The following is a 20507-nucleotide window of genomic DNA, read 5'->3' as shown; positions in this document are numbered from 1 at the left end:
TGGCTGGTGGGCAGTTTAAATCCTCAACTGATGGCAATTCAGCCTTATTTATCGGTAATGTGACGGGCAAAGAGTTTAACCGTGTATTTCTGGCACAATTGCGGCCAAACGGTAATCAGCGCCCCTCTGTGGTGGTTGCTGATAGCGGCCACATGACCGAACGGCCTGATGGTTCACAAGTGGTTATCTTAAATAAAGGTACCCGCTATGAAGGCACCGCATTATTGCGTGATTTCCGTATTACTGATTTTGTTGATTACCAGGCCATTATTGGTCACCAGGAAGTCCAACAAAATAATAATACGGCTGACCAAATGACCATGAAACAGCTGTGGCGCTCGCATCAGCCCGATGCCCGCGCCGAGTTCCATTGGCGCCTAACGCTGATTGTGTCGGTTATCGTCATGGCGCTGCTGGTGGTGCCCCTCAGTGTGGTCAACCCGCGCCAGGGCCGTGTACTGAGTATGTTGCCCGCTATGTTACTGTATTTAATCTTCTTCCTGTTACAAAGCTCCCTGCGCTCTAATGCAAGCAGTGGCAAGCTGGACCCCTCAGTCTGGATGTGGGCTGTAAATGGGGCTTATCTGGCTCTTGCGGTGATATTGAACCTGTGGGATGGCCTGCCGGCTCGTAAGTTACGTGCTCGATTGAGAGGTGCTGCCTGATGTTTGGTGTATTAGACCGTTATATCGGACGGACTATCCTCAATACCATCCTGATGACGCTATTCATGCTGGTATCGCTGTCCGGCATTATCAAGTTTGTCGATCAGTTACGTAAAGTCGGGCAGGGCGATTACTCAGCAGCATCTGCTGGCATGTACACCTTGCTCAGCATTCCTAAAGATATCGAGATCTTCTTCCCGATGGCAGCGCTGCTGGGTGCATTGCTGGGGCTGGGTACATTGGCTACGCGCAGTGAACTGGTGGTAATGCAGGCTTCGGGCTTTACCCGCATGCAAATTGCCGCCTCGGTGATGAAAACAGCTATTCCACTTGTATTGCTGACCATGGCCATCGGTGAGTGGGTTGCGCCGCAAGGCGAGCAGATGGCGCGTAACTTCCGTGCGCAGCAAATGTACGGTGGTTCATTGTTATCGACGCAATCTGGCTTATGGGCAAAAGACGGTTCTGACTTTATTTATATCCAGCGTGTATCGGGTGATAAAGAACTGACTGGGGTGAATATTTATCATTTCGATAAACAGGATCGCTTACTCTCGGTTCGCTATGCCGCTACGGCAACTTTTGAAGACAATCTGTGGCGTTTATCGCAGGTTGATGAGTCTGATTTAAGGAATCCCATTAAGGTGACTGGCTCGCAAACACTAACCGGTGAATGGAAAACAAACCTGACACCAGAGAAGTTGGGTGTGGTGGCCATGAACCCAGATTCCCTTTCTATTAGTGGATTGCATGATTACAGCAAATACCTGCGGCAAAGTGGGCAGGAGTCGAGTCGGTATGAACTCAATATGTGGGGCAAGATTTTTGCACCATTCTCCGTTGCCGTAATGATGTTGATGGCGTTGTCATTCATTTTTGGCCCATTACGCAGTGTAGCAATGGGGGTTCGGGTGGTCACCGGTATCTTCTTTGGTTTTGTTTTCTACGTACTGGATCAGATTTTTGGCCCGCTTAGTTTGGTTTACAACATCCCTCCGATCATCGGCGCGCTGTTACCGAGTATACTTTTCCTCCTAATCAGTGTTTATTTGCTGCTAAAACGGCGTTGATGGCGTTTTTTTCAACACTTAGACTAAACTTGGTGGGATAACAGTTGCATGCGGAGTTCGGGTAGGTATAATTCACCTCGTTCTCCGCATACTACTTCAGTGCCGAAGTGGCGAAATCGGTAGACGCAGTTGATTCAAAATCAACCGCCGCGAGGCATGCCGGTTCGATTCCGGCCTTCGGCACCATTAGTATGTAAAGAGACCTCAACTGAGGTCTTTTTTTATGTCTAAAATCCAGTCCCCGCAAGGCTCTTCTCGCTTTTTCACTCAACATAAGTCAACCTGATTCAATCTACATCAACTTACTGATGTGGGTACAATTGCGGGTATATCCCGGTTCGATAATGTTTGTACCCACGCAGAACCCTTGAAAGGATACTCAACATGGCTCTGAGTGATGTGAAGGTTCGTACGGCCAAGCCAGAAGTAAAAGCCTATAAGCTTACAGATGGTGACGGTATGGTGTTACTGGTTCACCCTAATGGCTCGAAATACTGGCGGCTACGTTATCGCTTTGGCGGTAAAGAGAAGATGCTGGCGCTGGGGAAGTACCCTGAAATATCGTTGGCTGATGCCAGGGCACGGCGTGACGAAGCTCGTAAGCTGTTAGCTAACGGTGTGGACCCAAGTGAGAGCAAGAAAGCCGTTAAGGTAGAGCAGGAGCAAGAAGCGATAACTTTTGAAGTGGTAGCCAGAGAGTGGCATGCCAGTAATCGCCAATGGTCAGAAGCTCACAGTGCTCGAGTGCTCAAAAGCTTAGAGGACAATCTCTTTCAAGCCATTGGCAAACGGAATATTGCAGACCTCGGAACTCGTGATCTTTTACCTCCCATTAAAGCCGTGGAGATGTCTGGACGTCTTGAGGTGGCTTCCCGCCTGCAACAACGTACCACAGCGATAATGCGCTATGCAGTACAAAGCGGTTTAATTGATTACAACCCTGCGCAGGAGATGGCTGGCGCTGTTGCTACCGGTAAAAGAAAGCACCGTGCTGCACTCGAGTTAAACCGTGTTTCAGAGTTGCTTCATCGCATCGACTACTACAGTGGCAGGCCACTCACTCGGCTAGCGGTAGAATTGACTTTATTGGTTTTTATCCGTTCCAGTGAATTACGCTTTGCCCGTTGGTCAGAAGTGGATTTTGAAACCGCCATGTGGACCATTCCTGGAGAACGTGAACCACTGGAAGGTGTTAAGCATTCGCATCGAGGTTCAAAAATGCGCACTCCCCATCTTGTTCCCTTATCCCGCCAGGCTCTCGCCATTCTGGAAAAGATCAAAAGCATGAGTGGAAATCGTGAGCTGATCTTTATCGGTGATCATGACCCACGTAAACCAATGAGTGAAAACACGGTAAACAAAGCCCTGCGTGTTATGGGGTATGACACGAAGGTTGAGGTTTGCGGCCACGGTTTTAGAACTATGGCCTGTAGTTCATTGATAGAGTCGGGATTGTGGTCGAGGGATGCAGTAGAACGGCAGATGAGCCATCAGGAGCGCAACTCAGTGCGGGCAGCTTATATTCATAAAGCCGAGCACTTAGATGAACGTAGACTGATGATTCAGTGGTGGGCGGATTATCTGGATGCGAATCGGGAAAAGGGGGTTAGTCCGTTTGATTTTGGGAAAACTATGCTGATCAGTAACTAACATCTTTATAAGGCATGCAGAATTTCATGCCTTATTTTTTGTATCTGCCGAAGGCTTACGGTATAAAATAGTATTGGCTTGGATCTGCGGCATATGACCATGTTGTAAAAAATACCGCGATTTGGCTACTCAGATGGGAAATGTGATATTAGTCATGTTTGGAGAATATATGATAAATGAAATAGCAATCGATTTTAATGCGGGTAGAATATGTGAAGCTATTGCCAAAATTGGCTATGAACCACATACTGCAATTATGGATATAATTGATAACTCAGTAACAGCTAGTGCAAAAGATATCAGCGTTAATTTAATTCTTTCTGAAGGTAAAAACCTAAAATCAAGAAATGCAGTGTCTACTTATGTAATTACTGACAATGGGAATGGCATGGATGCAGATGGTATAAAGAACGCCTTTTCACTTGGCTCTAATAATAGTAATTATGCGCAAAATAGTTTGTCAAAATATGGATTGGGTTTGAAATCAGCAGGGCTTTCATTAGGTACATCAATTACTATCATAAGTAAGGTTGATAACTGTATATATGGTCCTTTTACATTTGATAGTGACGCTATTAAGGAACAAAATAAGCTCTTTATAAATAAAAGGGAACTTGATGGTTTTTTGGGGCTAATACCAAGTTTTTTTTCTGAAAGCCGATCAGGAACAGTTGTATTGATTCAAGGATGTGAAAGTATTAACCAAGCATCGCCCAAGTTAACGACAGAGAAGTTGAAGAAGCGTCTTGGGGTGACTTATTTTTCTTTTTTAAAGAAAGATGATCCTTTAAGAATAATATTAGATATAAAACCATATGGTCAGGTTGGTAATATAATATCTATTCAGCCAAGGGATATGTTATTCATGGATAGTCCTGATTTTAAGGAGCGGTACATTCCAGATGAATATGATTATTATAGCCCAATTCTTGCTATGAAGGATGAGTGGATTCTGCAAGATGTAAAAGGAAACGATCTTCCTGTTATAGAGATAAAAGCTGTGGTTTTTCCACAAGCTAGTATGTCTGAGTCTAAATCTCCACTTCCTCAAAATTTAAAGGATAAGATATCGGCATATGAGATATCCAAAGAAAATAGTGGTTTTTTTATATATAGAAATGGCAGGTTAATACGCTGGGGAGATGATTTAGATGGAATAATAACAAAGGACGATTTTAATGTACGAATAAGAATGGATTTAGAAACTGCTCATGATGATGTTCTGCATGTTGATATTACAAAACAGAGATTAGAAATTGATGATGAAACTAGAAATAAATTAAAAGCAATAGTTGATAAGGCTCTGGTTACAGCAAAAAACATTCGAGTTGATTGTCAGGATAAATTAAAATCGACAAAAAATGAAGAAGGATTGGGATTTACTGCAACTATAGAAAATGTTTCGGAGGATGATCCTGATTTAATTACAGGCCAGCTGAATTCTGAAATTATTAAGAGAAGAAATGACAGTGCTATAGATGGAGAAAATGCTAAGCAAGAGCTAGATATAAAAATAGATGATAAAGCTCATCATAGCTTCAGAAAAATTATATATTCAGAAAAAGTTGACTATGGAATGGTTTGGAAAGCGTTTTATGATGCGACAGAAGGCGTTTTTGTAGGTATTAATAAAAATCACCCTTTTTATAAAGAGTTTCTATCTAGATACCCAGAGAATAGCACTGAACGAATTGTCTCAGAAGCTTTGATATTTTCAGTTGGACTTGCTGAAAGAAATACACGTGACAATTTTGTAGAGGTTGATGTAGAGATATTTAATAAGATTTTTAAAAAATTCCACAATAATGTAAACAATTGGTTGGCCGAATGGTCTGGTGAAAATATTAACTTGGCTGAATAATGATTAAAAGTAATGGTATCTTAGTTGGAGCAAGGTATTGTTCTAACATATATTTTATTATTCACAATGGTTATTTATACATTGGTGAAACCGGAGGGCACCCTTCAATTAGATGGGGAGGTCATCTGAGCAAGGGGGGAACCCTGAGGGAAAATTTGAGGAGATTTGAGGAGGATGATATTAATGAATATAAAGAAATTTTTTTCGCGAGCATTGCAACTAATATCATTGACTATGAAGATGATTTAAATAGAAAGATAGCTAGAAAGGCTGTTGAGTACGAAGTTCAAAGACATTTTATTTTAAATTCATATGTTTTTGGTGAAGAACTTCGTGTCGTATCAACGGCCTCTACCAATCCGGTAAGACATAGCTTTGGTTTTGATCCCGAATCATTTTCGCAAGCCATACTACAAATGGCTGTTGAAAAATACAAAAAATGGAAATCAATGCTAGAGTGTGGGGACCTTTAAGAGGGTATTTAAGCCTCGTGATATGTGAATTTTGATAAAGTCATGGATATTCTGATCTACCATATCTTGTTTGCTTCTGAGCAATACGATTGATTCATAAACCTTATGCTCGCTACCAGCAAATGTTCTCCAAGTCATTTCAACATTACTATCCGAAGGAATATCTTCCTTCGGTGGTACTGTTGGATCTGCTAATGATTTACAAAGTGCCCAGCGGCATAGTACATTCCAATTTTCTATACCTGTTTTGCGTTTAAGAGTTATAAGCTGCTGCTTCTGTTTCTCAGATAAACGAATAGTATCAATATGTTGCATAATTAAAAATACCCATCTTTAAAGCTGGACGTTTTGCTTTCTTCATTATAACTAATATAAAACTCGCGACTTACATACGGCTTAAGTTCTTGATGATATTCATTAATAATCTCCTCGTCAGTGGATAGCAAGATTACTTGCGGACCTGCTTTGGGGAAGTAGTTATTTACCAAGTTACTACGGTGTTTACCGTCTAATCTACTAAGAGGGGTATCAATAACTGTTGGTAATTCTTTACCTGATGCTTCAGCTAGACCCCACAATATGGCGATTGCTAGTAGCTGTCGCTCACCTGCTGAGAGTTTAGCCGTCTCAAGTATATTATCTGCTGCATCATATAGTGTGATAGCGAAGCTCTCAGGGCAAATTTTTAACTCACTGATAAGCTGTGATTTACGACCTAAAGCATCAAATTTCTGCTTTATTAATGTCTGCAGCCGATCAATATTTTCACTTATTAACAATTCAGCAAAGCTTTGCAAAGTTGTTTTTAACTTTTTAATATGGCTACTTACTTGGATTGTACGTTTTTGTTCGAAAGTATCTTTGTTTTGCTGTGCCAACAAATTGGTGTAGCGCTGTAATAAAATATTACTTTTTGCAGTTGTCTGTTCAAGCAATTGTTGTTTACGTTTGTGCTGTACTATGAGGCTTTTAAGAATTGCTTCACATCCAGCTAGTTCACTAATTAAATGCTGGACTGATTCATAATCAGGCACTGTATCCAGCTGTTTTTGCAGCAAGGCTTGTTGCTCAAGCAATTGTACTTCTTCTTTTTGCAAATGCAGCCGTTGTTTCTCTTCCTGCGTAATCCGTTCTTCTAAGCCATTAAAAATACTCATGTCCGTTTTCAGAAAGCATTCGATATTAGCCAGAGTCTGTTGTACCTGTGCTTGTGCGGCTATAATTTTATTAACGTGAAAAATGGTCTGCTCAGATGCAGCAGTAGTTTTTAGTACATTGAGAATTTTTTCGTTATAAGTACTAATTGCTTCGTCCAGTACTTTGGCCTGTGTTGCCTCAGTTTCGAGACAGATTTGTGCTTTAGTCTGTTCAATCAGATCTCTTACCAATCCTAGCGGACTGACACCTGCAGCCAGTTTAATTTGTTCTGCTTTATTTAGACTTAATTTAGTTTCAATAGTGCCTAGCTCAAACTTGAGTTCGTCACGTTTTTCTATCAGGTGGGCACCAGCATTACGTACAGCTTGACGAGCTTTGTTGACAGCAATATTTGTGCTACTGATATCATGCTCTATTTCAACCAGTTCTTTTTTCAAATCTGAAACTGCAACATTGTACTGACCCATCTCATTTTCACAGGCCTCCACTTTCGCAATGATGCTTTGGTCAACGTTGGATACACGACGTTTTTTATCGACTTGAGAAAGGTCAATTTGCAATTGCGAAAGCAAATCCAACCCTAACAGGCTCTCAATACCAGTTCTGACTAGTTCTGATGAGCGTTGGGGGTGTGCCAAGTTTTCAATTTTCTCGCCATCAAAGAAGAATAAATCTGATAGGCTAAGTGGGATAAATTCGTTAACAAACTCATCCCAGTGTTGGCTCAAATGCTCATTTAGTTGAAGGTCTACATACACTTTAATTTTATCTTTAGTCTCTAACCCCTTCACATACCAGCTACGTTCAATATCGTAGCGATTAATTCGATTTTCTGTTTGATGTGTAAAGGTTAAATTTATTTTAACTTCGGCTTCAGGAGGTGCAAAACGATTTTTACAACTGGCTAAAAATGCACCATAAACTGTGCCTGCTCGGTTAGAACATCTCGCATGTTTGCCGTACAACACTAACTGTATGGCATCAAGAAAGGTTGTTTTACCTCCACCATTTAATGCGCCTAGTAAGATTACTGGCTTACCGCGTTCCACTTCGAGATTAATCGAGTGCTCACCTTGATAAATACCGAAATTTATAATTTGTAACTTGTTAAAGATCATCGCTGACAACCTCGGTTTCAATCAGCAATGAGCTATATCCCCGTTCTTTGACTGAGCGGGTAATGATAGCAATCTGCTCATTAATAGATTCTTTTTCTTTGTCCGACAAATTTGGTGAATTGTCATGTTGAATTTGTAGCTCGAGCCTTTTACGTTCAAGGGCAAATATTTTTGCCTCATCCAAAGAGGAAAATGCTCCTTTTTCTAAGCTGTCTGTTAACTCTGCAGCTAAGTTAGCTCGTCGTAATTGGCTTTTATGTCTATTGGCAATAGCCATAGCAGCACGTATTTGTTGGTACATTAGACCATCATCATCGTTATTTTCAGTGCAGAAGGTTTTGAGTTTATCCAACACTATTTTGTTCAGAATAGGATGATGAGCACGGCGTGAACCGGGGTAAGGTTTCCCCATTATTTTTTGGTAAATTGTGGGAAGGTTATCTTCTACTTCCAGTTTTTCTTCCAGCCAGATACGACGTATTTCTTCCAGTTCTTCTAAAGGTAACAGTTCAAGACATTTTACCTCTACAGGTCCCATTTCCTGCACTGCTACCTGCGCTAGTAATACTTTCTCAAGTAGTTCTTCACGAAAACTCTGTATATATGGGCCTGGAACAATATCAGCCCCATTTTTTGTTATGTGAACAGTCAACGAACCATTCATACGGCGAAAATCACGACGAGATTTATCACGACGGAGTTTGTTTAGTTTCTTATCATGATCGACGTCGTTAACATCAATTTCATTGCGTAGTGCTAATAATGGATACATCCATTCTTTTTCTTCGTCATTAGCAATCATCGCTGACATTGATTTATCTTCAGACACCATAGTGCAAACATAACAGCCAAATCGACTATCACCACAGCTTTGGGTACTTTTATCGACTACGAGTGGGCACTCGCCACCTTCCGTTGCTCCTTGGTACATACCCATTAAATCCTGATTGGGGAAATTCCAAGGGTTAGGTACCGAGTTCAGGTATACCCAAACATCATCATTAGTCCAGTCGGCAATAGGAGGATAAACCCAAACCCTATCCAGGGTACCATTTGCCGTTAGACCATCAGCTCGGCGGGTGTTGGTTTCAATATTTTCATAGTGTTCCATTGTTGCCGCGCGGGCTGTACTTTCAGCTTTTCGGGTTCCTAAGACTAAAATAGCCTCACCTCGTTTATCAACTAGGTTATTGATAAAAGTATTGGAGGGGGCAATTTTAAGCCGATCGGTACACCAGCGGAATTTATAGCGTGGAGCAGGGTAGCCTTTGCCAATGAGATTAACCCAAAACCGATCTTTGACATCTGGTGTCAGGCGATGTGGTTGAATAGGAATGTCCTGTTGTATTTTTGCTTCAAGCATTCGTTCTAATGACTTTTCTACCCACATTGAGACGATAGGATTTTCTACCAGCGTATCGGTACTGATGACATGAACATCTTTATGGCACTTACCCTCTCTTTTTAGTTCTTGTAGGGCGTACCATACGAGTTGCAGAACAGCTGTTGAGTCTTTACCTCCACTGTATCCAATGACCCATGGAATTTGATCTGATGAGTATAATTTCTTGATATGGGAAATAGTTGCTGCAACAGTCGCTTTGAGACCTTGTTCGTTGAATGCAGAGTAAGGTCTGGTTACTGACAAACTCATTTTTTTGTTCCTAAAAATTTATCTTCGACTTTTTGTTGCTCAGCGCTTAGCGGAAGCTGTAAATGTTGTTTTAAGGCGTTTAATGTCAGTAAAGCAGAATTTACACTATGATCCATACGGCCTTTGTTAAAGCAGCGCTCTACCCATAACTTGTTGGTGCGAGCCCAATTTAAACCCTGGAATTTTTTTAGCCATGGTTTCCAATTTGTGTGTTCAGCAAGCAGTTCATTGCCGAACATAGCAAAGCTTTTCAGCAGAATTGCGCTGAATAATACATAATTCGCCCTGTCTGCCGGTTTTATCTGATGATTTTTTGCTTGTTGCCAGAGTGGTAAATTGTTTGCTAGTTCGTCCCAATATTCCACAGCTTTTTCTGCTTGTTGTTGCCAGTTTTTTTCAGTGATATCAGAGCAAAGCTCCATACAGGCAGCATGCACTGAACTATGCATAAAAAATTTAGCTGATCGCTTGCTAATACGGCTGGAAAATTCAACTACGCCATTAAAAAACTCGCTACCTTGTACGACATGATTAGTCAAATTTTCTTCAGGTGTGGAGCCGTATAAGACAGCGATGGATCTATTGGCAGGGATAGGGTATAGATTCAAGTCACGGAAGATTTTTTGGCGTTGCTTGAGATTTTTATCAACGAAGAAAACGACTGATATCGTTTCATCACCAAGCGCGGGGTCTTCCTCTAACGCTTGTTGAATGGCCGCACTGCGGTGCTGGCCATCAGTGAGGTAAAACTCGGCGTCTTCATCTACGACAAGATTGCCAATTTTATTGCCATGGCCTTCTGTTGCTATTGGTTCAAAATAAGTCTGTCCCTCAATGCATGCGGTGATAGCTGAAAATGTGTAATCATCCCGATTGCTATGGATATAGCGAGCAATTTGTGGGATACGACTATGATTTAATACCCGCTGAGCTTTGTCACTTTCTGCAAGCATAGATTCATCTAGAGTGAAAATCTTTTTGAGTCTTTTTAGTGGGCACATCACAATATAGTATTCGTGCCCAGCTTGAATCCCTCGGATCGCGGGGAAACTGATTCCAGATACGATGTGGTTCACTACAGACCTTCCTCTATGCTGACAGCTCGCATTTTGTTCGAACGAAAAAATCAACTTGTTCGTACGTACATGACATGGCATCCTAACAAAATCGTTGAATGATGTCTTTAGATTTTTAGGATCAAGCAAATGACAGTCTATCTTGATTACAATGCTACTACTCCTGTGCTTCCAGAAGTGGCTGATATTGTTAATAAAATTATGATTGAAGAGTATGGGAATGCTGGCAGTCGTACTCACGAGTATGGGGTTAATGCAAAAAGGGTAGTAGAACTTGCTCGCGCCCAAGTTGCAGCAGTGGTAAAGGCAGATAAAACCGAAGTTATTTTCACTAGCGGTGCAACAGAAAGCAATAATATAGCCATTTTAGGTCTACGCGAATTTGCTGAATTGACCGGGAAAAAACACATCATCACCAGCAAGATAGAACATAAAGCTGTATTGGAACCTATTGCACACTTAGAAGATCAAGGTTTTAATGTGACTTATCTGGATGTCACTTCAGATGGGGTGATTGATACTGCGCAATTAAAAAGATCATTGCGAGAAGATACGGTACTCGTATCGATTATGCACATTAACAACGAGACTGGAGTTATTCAGCCCATAGATGAAGTGTGCCAATTATTGAGTGAGCATAATGCGTATTTGCATGTTGATGCGGCACAAAGCTTTGGTAAGTATTCGTTCAATCTTGAAAATACGCGTATTGATTTCATTAGTGTGAGTGGACATAAGCTATATGCGCCAAAAGGTGTCGGTGCTCTTATCATACGACGTCGTGGTTATCTTAAATCGCCTTTAAAACCAATATATTTCGGTGGTGGTCAAGAAAAAGGATTACGACCGGGCACATTGGCTACTCCATTAATAGCCGGTTTGGGTTTAGCTTGTGAAGTGGCAACTAAAAATGTAGATAAATGGTTTAAACATGTTTCTGTGCTAAAAAACGAATTTATTTCCATTGTTACTGAAATTGGCGCAGTAATTAACGGGAAAAATACTTCACCCTATGTTTTGAATTTTTCTATCCCGGGAATTAATTCAGAGGCGGCGATGGTTAAGCTTAAAGGAGTTATTGCCGTTTCAAATGGCTCGGCTTGTACTTCCACTAGCTATATTCCATCTCATGTGTTAGTCGCTATGGGTATGGACGCTGAGCGGATAGATGGAGCTATTCGAGTTTCCTTTGGTGTTTGTACACAACAAATTCCATATAAAGATATTCAGAAACAGTTAAAAACATTGCTTTGATATTGTATTCGGGTGTGAAAATTGGTGTATGAAAAAGTTCAGGCTGAATATAAAAACTTTACTGAAAAACAGTATAGTTTAAAAGATGCTGAAGCAGAGTAGGCTATTACTGGATTTTTGTGATGGAACTATTTTTTGAACCTGTCAATCATCAATATAAAATAAAGGTCTTGTTCAGCCACTTTTTTGCATATGTACCACTTCTAAAAGTTTCTGCTGCAGCTCGCGAATCGCTAGAATTACCTAACGGACCAGTCTCATGAGATCCAAACGATTTAATCGTTTGCGATGCTATAGGCATCTAATTTACTGATATTATTGTTTCTAACAAGAATATTCAATTTTCTCGCTGACACTCTATAGGCTATTTTTGATATAGATGCTGGTTAATTCGCCACTTAACATCAGCACCGCGTGGCGCAGTTTCCCTGCAGATGAGAGAGCATCGCTCTTAACACCTTATGTGAGTTAATGCACGCAGCTTTATTATCTTCACCAGCAACATCTTTAATCATATGTGTCAGACATGGGGTTTATACCTCCGCCCACACTTTGGTCAATCATTACCAGTCAATTCTTGCAGGGCTCCAGTGGCTGCTTGCACAATTTTCTAGTATGTCTCACCAATACCATAATTCTTCATGACATCTTTGTAGACTTGCAACGCTTTTATCTCTTTAGTGCCGGGGTGAGAGTATCGCTTTTTGCCCGTGCATCTTTCGCTGCAGTAGCGGCCTGTATTTGCCCATACGTGCTAATAATATCAAACACCTGCCCGCCAACCTCGTCAATAAGCTGTGCTTCCCGCAGGCGGTTTTGCTCTTTATCTTTATCAACGATAGGTGAAAGGGGGGAGTGCTTGATGTCGCGACTCAAGCCATCGACATTTTGCTGCTGTTTATCTGTGTCACGTACAGTAATAGTGCTATCGGAGGCTCCGTATGCGTGATGTCTTCGGCACGTTCGTCGACAGCGCACAGCTCAGATTGCTCAACAGGTCAGAGCGTTCCCTACCTCCAGTGCTCAGGCTACCGTCCTGATGTTGAGCTTTGAAATTGGCTTTATTCTCAATATTACTGAAACCGAGTGTGCCGGTACTGAGCGACCGGTACGTCTAGCGATTTATCCTCTGGCGTTAATGGAGCAGGATTTTGGGGTAGGGTCAAATGTCTCGATTTGGCCTACATTGTTCATCACTCGGTCCATTTGACATCTATTATCCTACGGCTGATGTTGAGGTGACTGCTGAATATGTATCGATTCTCTGATCGTTAAATCGCCAACAATCGATAGCAAGTTCCATCATTAAATATTGCCTTGCCACTATATTTTCAGCCGACCATTGATGATATTTATAGTTATAATGTTCTTTAAAACGATTTAATGCCGTGTCGATTCCAATGGAATATGTATCGTTAAGCAGGCGCGTCATGAGTATTTCAGAACTGGTATACTGCTGTTGTTTTCGAGAAAACCATTCAGTACTTAAATCGTTAAAGTTATTTACGGCCTGATTTATTGTTCCTTCAAGCAAGGTAACATTCCCCAGTTTATATACAAAAGTTGAATGCTTATCGTCAGAAAAATCACTTTCAGTAGGTGAATTTTTGACCGTCTGGGGGAGAATATGCTCGATCTGCAATTGCTGAATAGCCATCTGATTTTTCTGCGGGAAACAGCAAAGCTGGCGAATATGGTTTTCTAATTTACCGAGGATGAAACGTTCACGATATTGTGGCGTAAAATGATAATGCGCAATAAGTGAAAATTGCTGCTTAAAATCGGCCAAACGTTCACTAATGAAAGGCACCAAAGTGGTCGAGACAACCTTAGCGATATCTTCTTTGGTATTCATTTTTCGCAGTTTTGCTGCCCACTGGGTAAAACGCTGCTCATAGGTTTTAGTCTGAATCCCCATGGTGTTGGCAAAGAATAAAAAGCTTTCGAGTTGTGCTCCTAGATAATCTATAACGTCATCAGGGCAATTTACGTCCAGTGCCATTAGCAATACCAGATGCTGGCGTGAGCGGTATTTATTAATGTAACCGATGTTACTAACGTGAGGAAAACGGGTATCCTCGCGCCAATTAGCGGCTTCATTTGTTGCATTTACCAGGCTGGCGTAGCGTTCTGAGAGTTTCTCCAACTCTTTAACCAGAACTAAAGGCTGCGATTCATATTTAAGTTGGCTTTCACCTTCGGTTGAAATAATCCACTTATAAATATCATCTTCCCGCAAAATGCCATGATGATAACGTGACATTAAAAAGTAACGCAAAAAACGAAGTGGGTTATCACTCTCGCCACAGGCCTCAAGGTTGTTGGTTATTGACTTCCAGATGGTCTTGATTTGTACGAATTGAGTCTCTTTTGCCTGTCTGAAAAGCAGATTTTTAACCAAATCCATCGCGTTGAGACTAGCTCCACGCTGGTTGATAGTTTCAAATATTTTTAGTGCACTACTGAGATTCTCAGATTCAATCACAACCAGTTCAACTTTTGTCAGAAAAAAACGAGAGAAAGAAATTAGGTTATCTATTCCTTCTCCTTCTCCTAACTGGCCAGAAAGATATGCGTGAATATGGTGATAAGCACCAGCCATTTTCTTGACTGAGGCGGTTTCCGCAAGACCGTCGATTTCTCCCTTGATAAGTTGAGTCATAAATCCTTGACTCTCATCATACTGGAGGTCGAGGCGTATTTGGACTTCATCACTATTGATATCGTAACTGGAGAGCCATTCATCAATAGTTTTCAGGTACTCCTGACCTTTTTTATCCAAGGTATCTTTGCGTTCTTTGAGTAAATTGCGTAGAGCACACATGGTGATGACAATGGTGGTCAGACGTTGCTGTCCATCAATAACATCATATTTTTCACCATTTTTAACGATGATAATTGAGCCGAGGAAATAACCACTTTGATCTTTCTGATCCGGCAGGTATTCGTTATCCAGATCGATGAGAAACTGCTCAACCTGATCGTCAACCTTCCAGACATACTCGCGCTGATAGTCCGGTACCAGAAAGTAATAATCATTTAATTTTGTGATACTTTTTACATCGGCTTCAATTTTCAAGTGATGTCCTTACAGTAAACGGGTCTTGCCGATTAATAGTTCTTGCATCATAGCATGTTTGATTTGACGTATTTTTTCTAGGTGTTGTTCAAGTGCCGGAGGTATCCCTATGCAAGTAAATGCTACGAAACGTAGCTTACTCAATGGTCATTACTCAACTGGCTTCCGTCGTGTACAGGTGCTGTTGGCATTGAGGGCACGTCTTTGGCCCACAGTATTCATATTGGCAGAGCACACAGAAGTAAGTCCTGTGTGGCAGAGTAGTCCTTGGTAGTGGTGGCGTCATGATGGTGTTCCGCTGGGTATTTAAGGTGTGGGTTGCTTGTGACGATATTGATGCGGCTCTTATCGGGTATCGGTATTGGCAGTCCCTCTCCGGTTGGAAATCCGGATGTTCCTGGTCATGAATGAATAGACGTCCTGCAAAATGAGAATGCCGCAATTGCAGCGGATTATGACAAGAGGGGCAGTAATAGTGCTCCGTTATGGAATCAGGAAATAGGTGTGTGCTATTAACATGATGGCCCTGTGCCGTCAGGGCCGTTCTGATGTGTTGATACATGATGATATCCTTAAGTACCCCAAGTTTTATGCATGGCTAAAGCAACCTCCGGTCAGTACGGTGGCTTATGTCATTGGCTTGGGGTTATGAGAGAGAAAAGCTGATAAGGTGGGAAGCTCGGGGCTTAGAAGCCGTGTTGGGATGTTTTGATGCTGTGAATACCGGTCTGGCAGGGTTTACAATATTTCTCCCCATGGTAGTTAGCCGTGCATTTCATACAGTGCCAATCTGCTTTCTGAACCAACGGGTTAGCCTCAGGGACTAACCTGCGTAATGCTCTGACCCTGTCGATTTCTTCCTGTTCCGGATTGAGGTAAGGGCAGTCATTACGACCGCGCGTTGATATAGGCTCCTCGATATGCTCAAACCAGGGAGCTCTGCCTGTTCCTGCATCGTGGAGCACCACCGGGCAGCCACACAGATGGCATACGTATTGATGATTGAATGCTGACAACGCTATACGTGCTGATGTTAATCGTCCGGTGGTGCTGATGGCGATGAATGATTTTGCGTACACGGTATGACTCCTTTTCGCCGGGCTGCAGGCATGGCTTATCCGTCCCTTGAGGGCAGATATCGATGCAAGTACAGGTGCGAAATCTCGGGTGGCGTAAATCGTGGGGAAAGTGGGGTGTTGGTTAATGACTAATCAAGGGACTCAGGGCGGGACTGGGCGATGCGTTCATTTAACCAGGCTTCCAGTTCGCTTTTCAGCCAGCGAGAGCTTCTCCCCAGCTTGATGGGCCTGGGGAATAGCCCCTCACTGATAAGCTTGTAAAACCATTTATCCGATAATCCCGTGAATTTTTTAATGAAAGCCATCGTGACCATTTGGTCATCAAGTAATGTAGACATTCGAATTCTCTCTCGTTAAGTGAAATGAGCGAGAGCGTTGTGTGATGTTATCAATACTCAATGTGGGTATCTGACTGTCACCACATGCTGCTTCTCATTTCATTCGTCAAAGAGATAAAAAATTACAGAGCCCCCTGTGTACCGGTGGTTACATCAGGCTAAACGCAGGCAGTGACAACACTCTGGGCCTGCCACGCTTTTTATCCGGTAATTCCGTGCGCTCTCCTTTCCCAAAAGTCCGTCCTTTGTCGGGTAATGTCAGTCGGGCAAACGTATCGACTTTGGTCAGATAGGTCACTGCTCTTCGTAAGCCCTCCCTCATGGGGTTATCGGCATGGCTTACCAACCCAATGCCATTGATTCTGTAGTTTGCTTTCCGGGCATTGCAGTTGAAATAAAGTCCTGTGCCTTCGGTGATACTGTCCCGCCAGTACTCACCTATCAACCTGGCCAGGGTCACATCCTCGCGCACCTTAGCGCCATCAAAAAAGAAAATCATGTGGTAATGAAAGCCCTTGTATTCACCAAACTCCAACTTCCAGATATAGCCCACTACGTGTTCAAAGAGTCGATTGGATTTCATATTTCGGAACAGGCGTTCACGATGCTGCCTGGCCAGTGTGGCGGTTATTTGTTTATTCGCAGCGCGTTGATAAGATAAATCAACACGCACCACCAGTAATTTTGCGTATCGGTCAAACAGATTATCAATGTAGCTAAATGCACTTCGTTGATTCTTTATTGCCGCCCGCTGGAAATAGCGCAGTGCCAATTTATGCTTTGCGCCAGAGGTTGCTGCCCTGAAATGAGCCAGGAACTGATTAAGGCGTTGCACCTGCATTTCAATATTGGCCATACGAGCAACCCATGACCGTAATGAATAGTGCTCAGTTAACTGACAGAACAATACCAGCGTTGGGTGGAGCGTTCGTTGTGTAGATGCAATATTGGGCAGACGTGTAATTATTTCAAGTGTCTTTTTCCCTATTGTGGTGGTATTGAGTGAGGTATATCCCTTAAGTCTACAGTGCGTCATGCTGAATTCAGTTTGAGTAGATTGTGCTATCTGAGTGACTGTATTGACCCATTTCATCATGTCGTTGAGGTAATTATAATCGTAAGAAAGGGAGAGTGTTTCCTCGTCATCATTATAAGCACTTGTTGACAATGATAAGTATTGTTCATAGTCCATGTCCATCATTAGGTTCCCTACAAAATCTATTGAATGGCTTTATCGAGAATAAAGCCTGAATATTTGCCATTTAGTCATTGATGGATATTAACCAGACTCACCACAATGCTTTACTGAGTATTGTCTATGACTAAGAGCATCACTGGGGTTATCTGTTATATGGGGTGCTATAATAAATAACCTGCCTACGTCTAAAATCTAATGTGTTTGTTGCTATTGCCTAATGTTTCTTATCACTAGGATTAATATTATTATCCATTACCTAATGTTATCATTGCTACGGTTAGTGGCATTGCTTGTCAGCATACTTAACACTATGGCTATGCTTAATGCCACTACCTATTACTTAATTACCACTCAATAATATAAACTCCTAAATTAATTATTTTATTTAGCCTGCTTGGATTAAAACTTCAGTAGAAGATAATAGAATGACAGCGTCAAATAACGATTAGTTAATGTATTTACCCTTATGGTAAGTTAGTGTTTTTCTGACAGTAAAATGAATGTTATTGCATTAGGGCGCTATACTTAAGTACAACGCCAATAAAGGGGCTTGGGACCGAATGCGTATTGCGCTTACTGTAGGATAAAGAATCTTTGATACAAGTAGGGGGAGAATGCGTTCATCCATCGCGTATCGTTCGGGTTCTATTTATGCGACGCAAGAGGCGGTATATTCAACCGAAGACATTAAAAAGTACAGTGAGTACTGTCATTGGCTGTTAATCGTGTTTGCTGGGGTTCATCTCATAGAAGACCTGGGTAAAAAATTACATAAGCTATCACTTTGTTTGTATAAGCGAAGAAATAGCCGTACTCGATAACAGATAGATACAAGGGCTGGTTATAATGAAAGTCATGATGCAGTGTTTAGTAATGAGTTAGGAGTGTCCGATGTATCAAGTATCCTACGGTTATCCTATCGGGTTTAAATACACCAAGAAACTTTGTTTATAGGGATATTCACTTAACCATTTCTTCAATATGTGACTCCTGATACCTAATTAGTACGATTTCCCGACACACGTCCTTGACGTAGCAAGAATGATGGCTAACATGTACTACATCAAATCCTTAACTTGTACATCAAAATGAAAGAAAAATTATATAAAAATGATTTTAAATTTATCATTCCAAATATAGCTAAGACCTCTGAATTAATAGATTTCAATGAAATAATTAATGACTTTTTTAAATTAAAGTCAAAGTATAATATCTATAATTACAATAAAATATCTGGTTTTTATGATGTTTTATCAAAGGTTGAGCCGGACTTTAAAGAGCTTTTAAAAATTAATCCCGAGGGAATATATGTTAACTATTTAAATGAGCTGACTCGGTTGAGAGATTTAATATGGCCTCTTCTTGAACAAAAAGAGAATTTTTATAAAGCCTTGTCAGTGCATTTTTTAAACTTTAAAGCAAAGTACGAAAACATTACAACACAGAGATTTTCATTTTCTCTCAAAAATAATAATATGTTTTCTCCTGCGAACGTAACTCTGAGTGATATTATTAGAAATGCATTAATACTTGGTGACTACTTTAAGCGCTTCCTTAATCTTTCACGGCACAGAGTTATACACGATAAGATATGTGGCTATTTTTGGACATGGATGCGGATGCCAAATGGGATGCCATATTTACATGTCAATTTTTATATGAAGCGAGGATTTAATGCGAAACTTCCTTGCGATATTATCAATCTTTGGTTAAAGTGCTCACTCTATAGAGGGGAGGTAATCTATTTTTCAATTGGTTCTGATTTTGGAAATTCAGAGGTTTATCACGGAAAAGTGAAAACAATACAATCCAGGAGTCTGTCAGGAAATAGGACTGACTCTTTTGATGGATTTTATTGTGATTATAATTACTCTGTAATGTCAAATATGCATAGTTACTATAAATTTGCTAGCACTCCTAACGACATTAAAAAATTCCATCAATATCTTGATATTGTTTCCCGTGAGCACTATGCATTAAACCTTATTCCATCCGATAGATTTCCTGTGTTTGTAAGCAGCAAAAAATCAAAACCAAAAATCATACGTAGTTATGGGTTATCTCAACTGAAATAAAAAAATTACACACCTATATCACTGAATCGAACCTGGCCATGGTATTTCATCGTGGCTTTTCATTCGTTTCAAAGGTGATATATGGATGATGACGTTCCGTTTAGTTCTTTTTACACCTGGCTCGATTTACTGTACCAACACGCGGTTAATGGCGGTACAGGGCTGGACTCCGCACAACAACTTGCCGATATTTACTTACAACACTTTCCTGACAAAGTGACCTCTGCCTCCAACTTAATTCTCTGGGAATCAACCAAAGCGGCAACCAGTGGTTTTATTACCGGGCTGGGGGGCGCGGTGACATTGCCGGTGTCTATTCCCCTTAATATCTCCAGCATTCTTTTTCTTCAATTCAGAATGATTGCGGCAGTGGCGATTATTGGTGGTCATTCCGTTAATGATCCCACAACCCGAAACCTGATTTATCTCTGTCTGGGCGGTAATATTGCCAAAGATATTCTCAAAGAACTTTGTACACGGCGGGTGATTAGTGCACTTTCTGACAGTACCGCTCGTCATCTTCAACAGCAAGTGACCACCGAATTAGTGACCCGGCTAACAACACAATGTACCGGAGGAGTAACACGCTTTATTCCCCTTATTGGTGGCGTCTTCAGTGGCGGTTTTGACTACCTGTCGACATGGACCGTAGGCCAGCTTGCCCGGACGATTTTCATTTCCGACTGAGCCTTATCTCTCATTTTCCCTTTGATTGTATTGGGCTTATCGAGCCTGAATCTCTCCTCTTTAATTCAAGGA

Annotated in this window: 18 protein-coding genes, 1 tRNA gene and 1 pseudogene; 10 read left to right on the top strand and 10 right to left on the bottom strand. The window is 41.4% G+C overall.

Annotation, left to right across the window (positions count from 1 at the left end; genetic code table 11):
• The 6 genes from ACNSO8_RS25160 to ACNSO8_RS25135 form a co-directional block, all read left to right on the top strand.
• Positions 1-665 (top strand): LptF/LptG family permease (locus tag ACNSO8_RS25160; RefSeq protein WP_418396275.1); only part of this gene is annotated, 665 nt, incomplete at its 5' end.
• A complete protein-coding gene (gene lptG / locus ACNSO8_RS25155) occupies positions 665-1735 on the top strand; it encodes an LPS export ABC transporter permease LptG (protein ID WP_418396274.1) in 1071 nt (356 codons plus the stop codon). The genes ACNSO8_RS25160 and lptG, both read left to right, overlap by 1 nt.
• A gap of 101 nt (positions 1736-1836) precedes the next feature.
• A tRNA-Leu gene (locus tag ACNSO8_RS25150) sits at positions 1837-1921 on the top strand.
• Positions 1922-2119: 198 nt separating this feature from the next.
• Complete coding sequence (locus ACNSO8_RS25145) at positions 2120-3385, top strand: tyrosine-type recombinase/integrase (RefSeq protein WP_418396273.1); 1266 nt, start codon at positions 2120-2122, stop codon at positions 3383-3385.
• 169 nt (positions 3386-3554) lie between these two features.
• Positions 3555-5246, top strand: a complete 1692-nt coding sequence (locus ACNSO8_RS25140) for an ATP-binding protein (RefSeq protein WP_418396272.1) — start codon at positions 3555-3557, stop codon at positions 5244-5246.
• Entirely contained in the window at positions 5246-5719 is a 474-nt protein-coding gene (locus tag ACNSO8_RS25135; RefSeq protein WP_418396271.1) for a hypothetical protein, read from the top strand. The genes ACNSO8_RS25140 and ACNSO8_RS25135 overlap by 1 nt, the downstream gene beginning before the upstream one ends.
• On the opposite strand, the gene dndE is transcribed toward ACNSO8_RS25135, so the two are convergent.
• From dndE to dndB, 4 genes are read right to left on the bottom strand one after another with little or no spacing between them, the layout of a single operon-like run.
• Complete coding sequence (dndE, locus tag ACNSO8_RS25130; protein ID WP_418396270.1) at positions 5699-6034, bottom strand: DNA sulfur modification protein DndE; 336 nt, start codon at positions 6032-6034, stop codon at positions 5699-5701. The two genes, ACNSO8_RS25135 and dndE, sit on opposite strands and share 21 nt — an antisense overlap.
• Before the next feature lie 2 nt (positions 6035-6036).
• Positions 6037-7995, bottom strand: a complete 1959-nt coding sequence (gene dndD, locus ACNSO8_RS25125) for a DNA sulfur modification protein DndD (protein WP_418396269.1) — start codon at positions 7993-7995, stop codon at positions 6037-6039.
• Positions 7985-9649 (bottom strand): DNA phosphorothioation system sulfurtransferase DndC, encoded by a 1665-nt coding sequence (gene dndC / locus ACNSO8_RS25120; RefSeq protein WP_418396268.1) that lies wholly within the window; start codon positions 9647-9649, stop codon positions 7985-7987. Before dndC ends, dndD begins: the two co-directional genes overlap by 11 nt.
• Positions 9646-10725, bottom strand: a complete 1080-nt coding sequence (gene dndB / locus ACNSO8_RS25115; protein WP_418396267.1) for a DNA sulfur modification protein DndB — start codon at positions 10723-10725, stop codon at positions 9646-9648. Before dndB ends, dndC begins: the two co-directional genes overlap by 4 nt.
• A gap of 129 nt (positions 10726-10854) precedes the next feature.
• Here dndB and dndA point away from each other — a divergent pair, with 129 nt between their 5' ends.
• Positions 10855-11979, top strand: a complete 1125-nt coding sequence (gene dndA, locus ACNSO8_RS25110) for a cysteine desulfurase DndA (protein WP_418396266.1) — start codon at positions 10855-10857, stop codon at positions 11977-11979.
• Positions 11980-12693: 714 nt separating this feature from the next.
• Here the strand turns inward: dndA and ACNSO8_RS25105 are convergent.
• From ACNSO8_RS25105 to ACNSO8_RS25095, 3 genes and pseudogenes are all read right to left on the bottom strand, one after another.
• A pseudogene (locus ACNSO8_RS25105) lies at positions 12694-12912 on the bottom strand (hypothetical protein); the annotation flags it as partial.
• Positions 12913-13195: 283 nt separating this feature from the next.
• Positions 13196-15058, bottom strand: a complete 1863-nt coding sequence (locus tag ACNSO8_RS25100) for a DUF262 domain-containing protein (RefSeq protein WP_418396265.1) — start codon at positions 15056-15058, stop codon at positions 13196-13198.
• Between the two features lie 154 nt (positions 15059-15212).
• Positions 15213-15620, bottom strand: a complete 408-nt coding sequence (locus ACNSO8_RS25095) for a putative zinc ribbon protein (protein ID WP_145600059.1) — start codon at positions 15618-15620, stop codon at positions 15213-15215.
• Between ACNSO8_RS25095 and ACNSO8_RS25090 the strand changes: the two genes are divergently transcribed.
• Positions 15561-15710, top strand: coding sequence for a hypothetical protein (locus ACNSO8_RS25090; RefSeq protein ID WP_418396278.1), 150 nt, complete (start codon positions 15561-15563; stop codon positions 15708-15710). The two genes, ACNSO8_RS25095 and ACNSO8_RS25090, sit on opposite strands and share 60 nt — an antisense overlap.
• A 34-nt stretch (positions 15711-15744) precedes the next feature.
• On the opposite strand, the gene ACNSO8_RS25085 is transcribed toward ACNSO8_RS25090, so the two are convergent.
• From ACNSO8_RS25085 to ACNSO8_RS25075, 3 genes are all read right to left on the bottom strand, one after another.
• Positions 15745-16137 carry a putative zinc ribbon protein gene (locus ACNSO8_RS25085; protein ID WP_418396264.1) on the bottom strand — a complete coding sequence of 131 codons (393 nt, stop codon included), beginning with the start codon at positions 16135-16137 and terminating at the stop codon, positions 15745-15747.
• Positions 16138-16265: 128 nt separating this feature from the next.
• Positions 16266-16475: a helix-turn-helix transcriptional regulator gene (locus ACNSO8_RS25080; protein ID WP_418396263.1), complete on the bottom strand. Its 210-nt coding sequence runs from the start codon at positions 16473-16475 to the stop codon at positions 16266-16268.
• A 148-nt stretch (positions 16476-16623) separates the two neighbouring features.
• Positions 16624-17673 carry a YagK/YfjJ domain-containing protein gene (locus tag ACNSO8_RS25075; protein ID WP_418396262.1) on the bottom strand — a complete coding sequence of 350 codons (1050 nt, stop codon included), beginning with the start codon at positions 17671-17673 and terminating at the stop codon, positions 16624-16626.
• 1088 nt (positions 17674-18761) lie between these two features.
• On the opposite strand from ACNSO8_RS25075, the gene ACNSO8_RS25070 reads away from it, so the two are divergent.
• Together ACNSO8_RS25070 and ACNSO8_RS25065 are read left to right on the top strand one after the other, a co-directional pair.
• Positions 18762-19748, top strand: coding sequence for a hypothetical protein (locus ACNSO8_RS25070; protein ID WP_418396261.1), 987 nt, complete (start codon positions 18762-18764; stop codon positions 19746-19748).
• A gap of 81 nt (positions 19749-19829) precedes the next feature.
• A complete protein-coding gene (locus ACNSO8_RS25065) occupies positions 19830-20435 on the top strand; it encodes an EcsC family protein (protein ID WP_418396260.1) in 606 nt (201 codons plus the stop codon).
• The last annotated feature ends 72 nt before the right edge of the window (positions 20436-20507 follow it).

Source organism: Yersinia sp. LJYL362, from assembly GCF_048323875.1.
Note: the sequence above shows the minus strand (reverse complement) of the source record. Positions and strands in the feature narration are given on the sequence as shown.

What these genes read in the sequence shown, in the direction of transcription:
- dndE (WP_418396270.1), bottom strand. Translation starts at nt 6,034, where the DNA reads ATGCAACATATTGATACTATTCGTTTATCTGAGAAACAGAAGCAGCAG.
- ACNSO8_RS25070 (WP_418396261.1), top strand. Translation starts at nt 18,762, where the DNA reads ATGAAAGAAAAATTATATAAAAATGATTTTAAATTTATCATTCCAAAT.
- dndC (WP_418396268.1), bottom strand. Translation starts at nt 9,649, where the DNA reads ATGAGTTTGTCAGTAACCAGACCTTACTCTGCATTCAACGAACAAGGT.
- ACNSO8_RS25145 (WP_418396273.1), top strand. Translation starts at nt 2,120, where the DNA reads ATGGCTCTGAGTGATGTGAAGGTTCGTACGGCCAAGCCAGAAGTAAAA.
- lptG (WP_418396274.1), top strand. Translation starts at nt 665, where the DNA reads ATGTTTGGTGTATTAGACCGTTATATCGGACGGACTATCCTCAATACC.
- dndD (WP_418396269.1), bottom strand. Translation starts at nt 7,995, where the DNA reads ATGATCTTTAACAAGTTACAAATTATAAATTTCGGTATTTATCAAGGT.
- ACNSO8_RS25095 (WP_145600059.1), bottom strand. Translation starts at nt 15,620, where the DNA reads ATGTATCAACACATCAGAACGGCCCTGACGGCACAGGGCCATCATGTT.
- ACNSO8_RS25135 (WP_418396271.1), top strand. Translation starts at nt 5,246, where the DNA reads ATGATTAAAAGTAATGGTATCTTAGTTGGAGCAAGGTATTGTTCTAAC.
- ACNSO8_RS25080 (WP_418396263.1), bottom strand. Translation starts at nt 16,475, where the DNA reads ATGTCTACATTACTTGATGACCAAATGGTCACGATGGCTTTCATTAAA.
- dndA (WP_418396266.1), top strand. Translation starts at nt 10,855, where the DNA reads ATGACAGTCTATCTTGATTACAATGCTACTACTCCTGTGCTTCCAGAA.
- ACNSO8_RS25065 (WP_418396260.1), top strand. Translation starts at nt 19,830, where the DNA reads ATGGATGATGACGTTCCGTTTAGTTCTTTTTACACCTGGCTCGATTTA.
- ACNSO8_RS25075 (WP_418396262.1), bottom strand. Translation starts at nt 17,673, where the DNA reads ATGGACATGGACTATGAACAATACTTATCATTGTCAACAAGTGCTTAT.
- ACNSO8_RS25140 (WP_418396272.1), top strand. Translation starts at nt 3,555, where the DNA reads ATGATAAATGAAATAGCAATCGATTTTAATGCGGGTAGAATATGTGAA.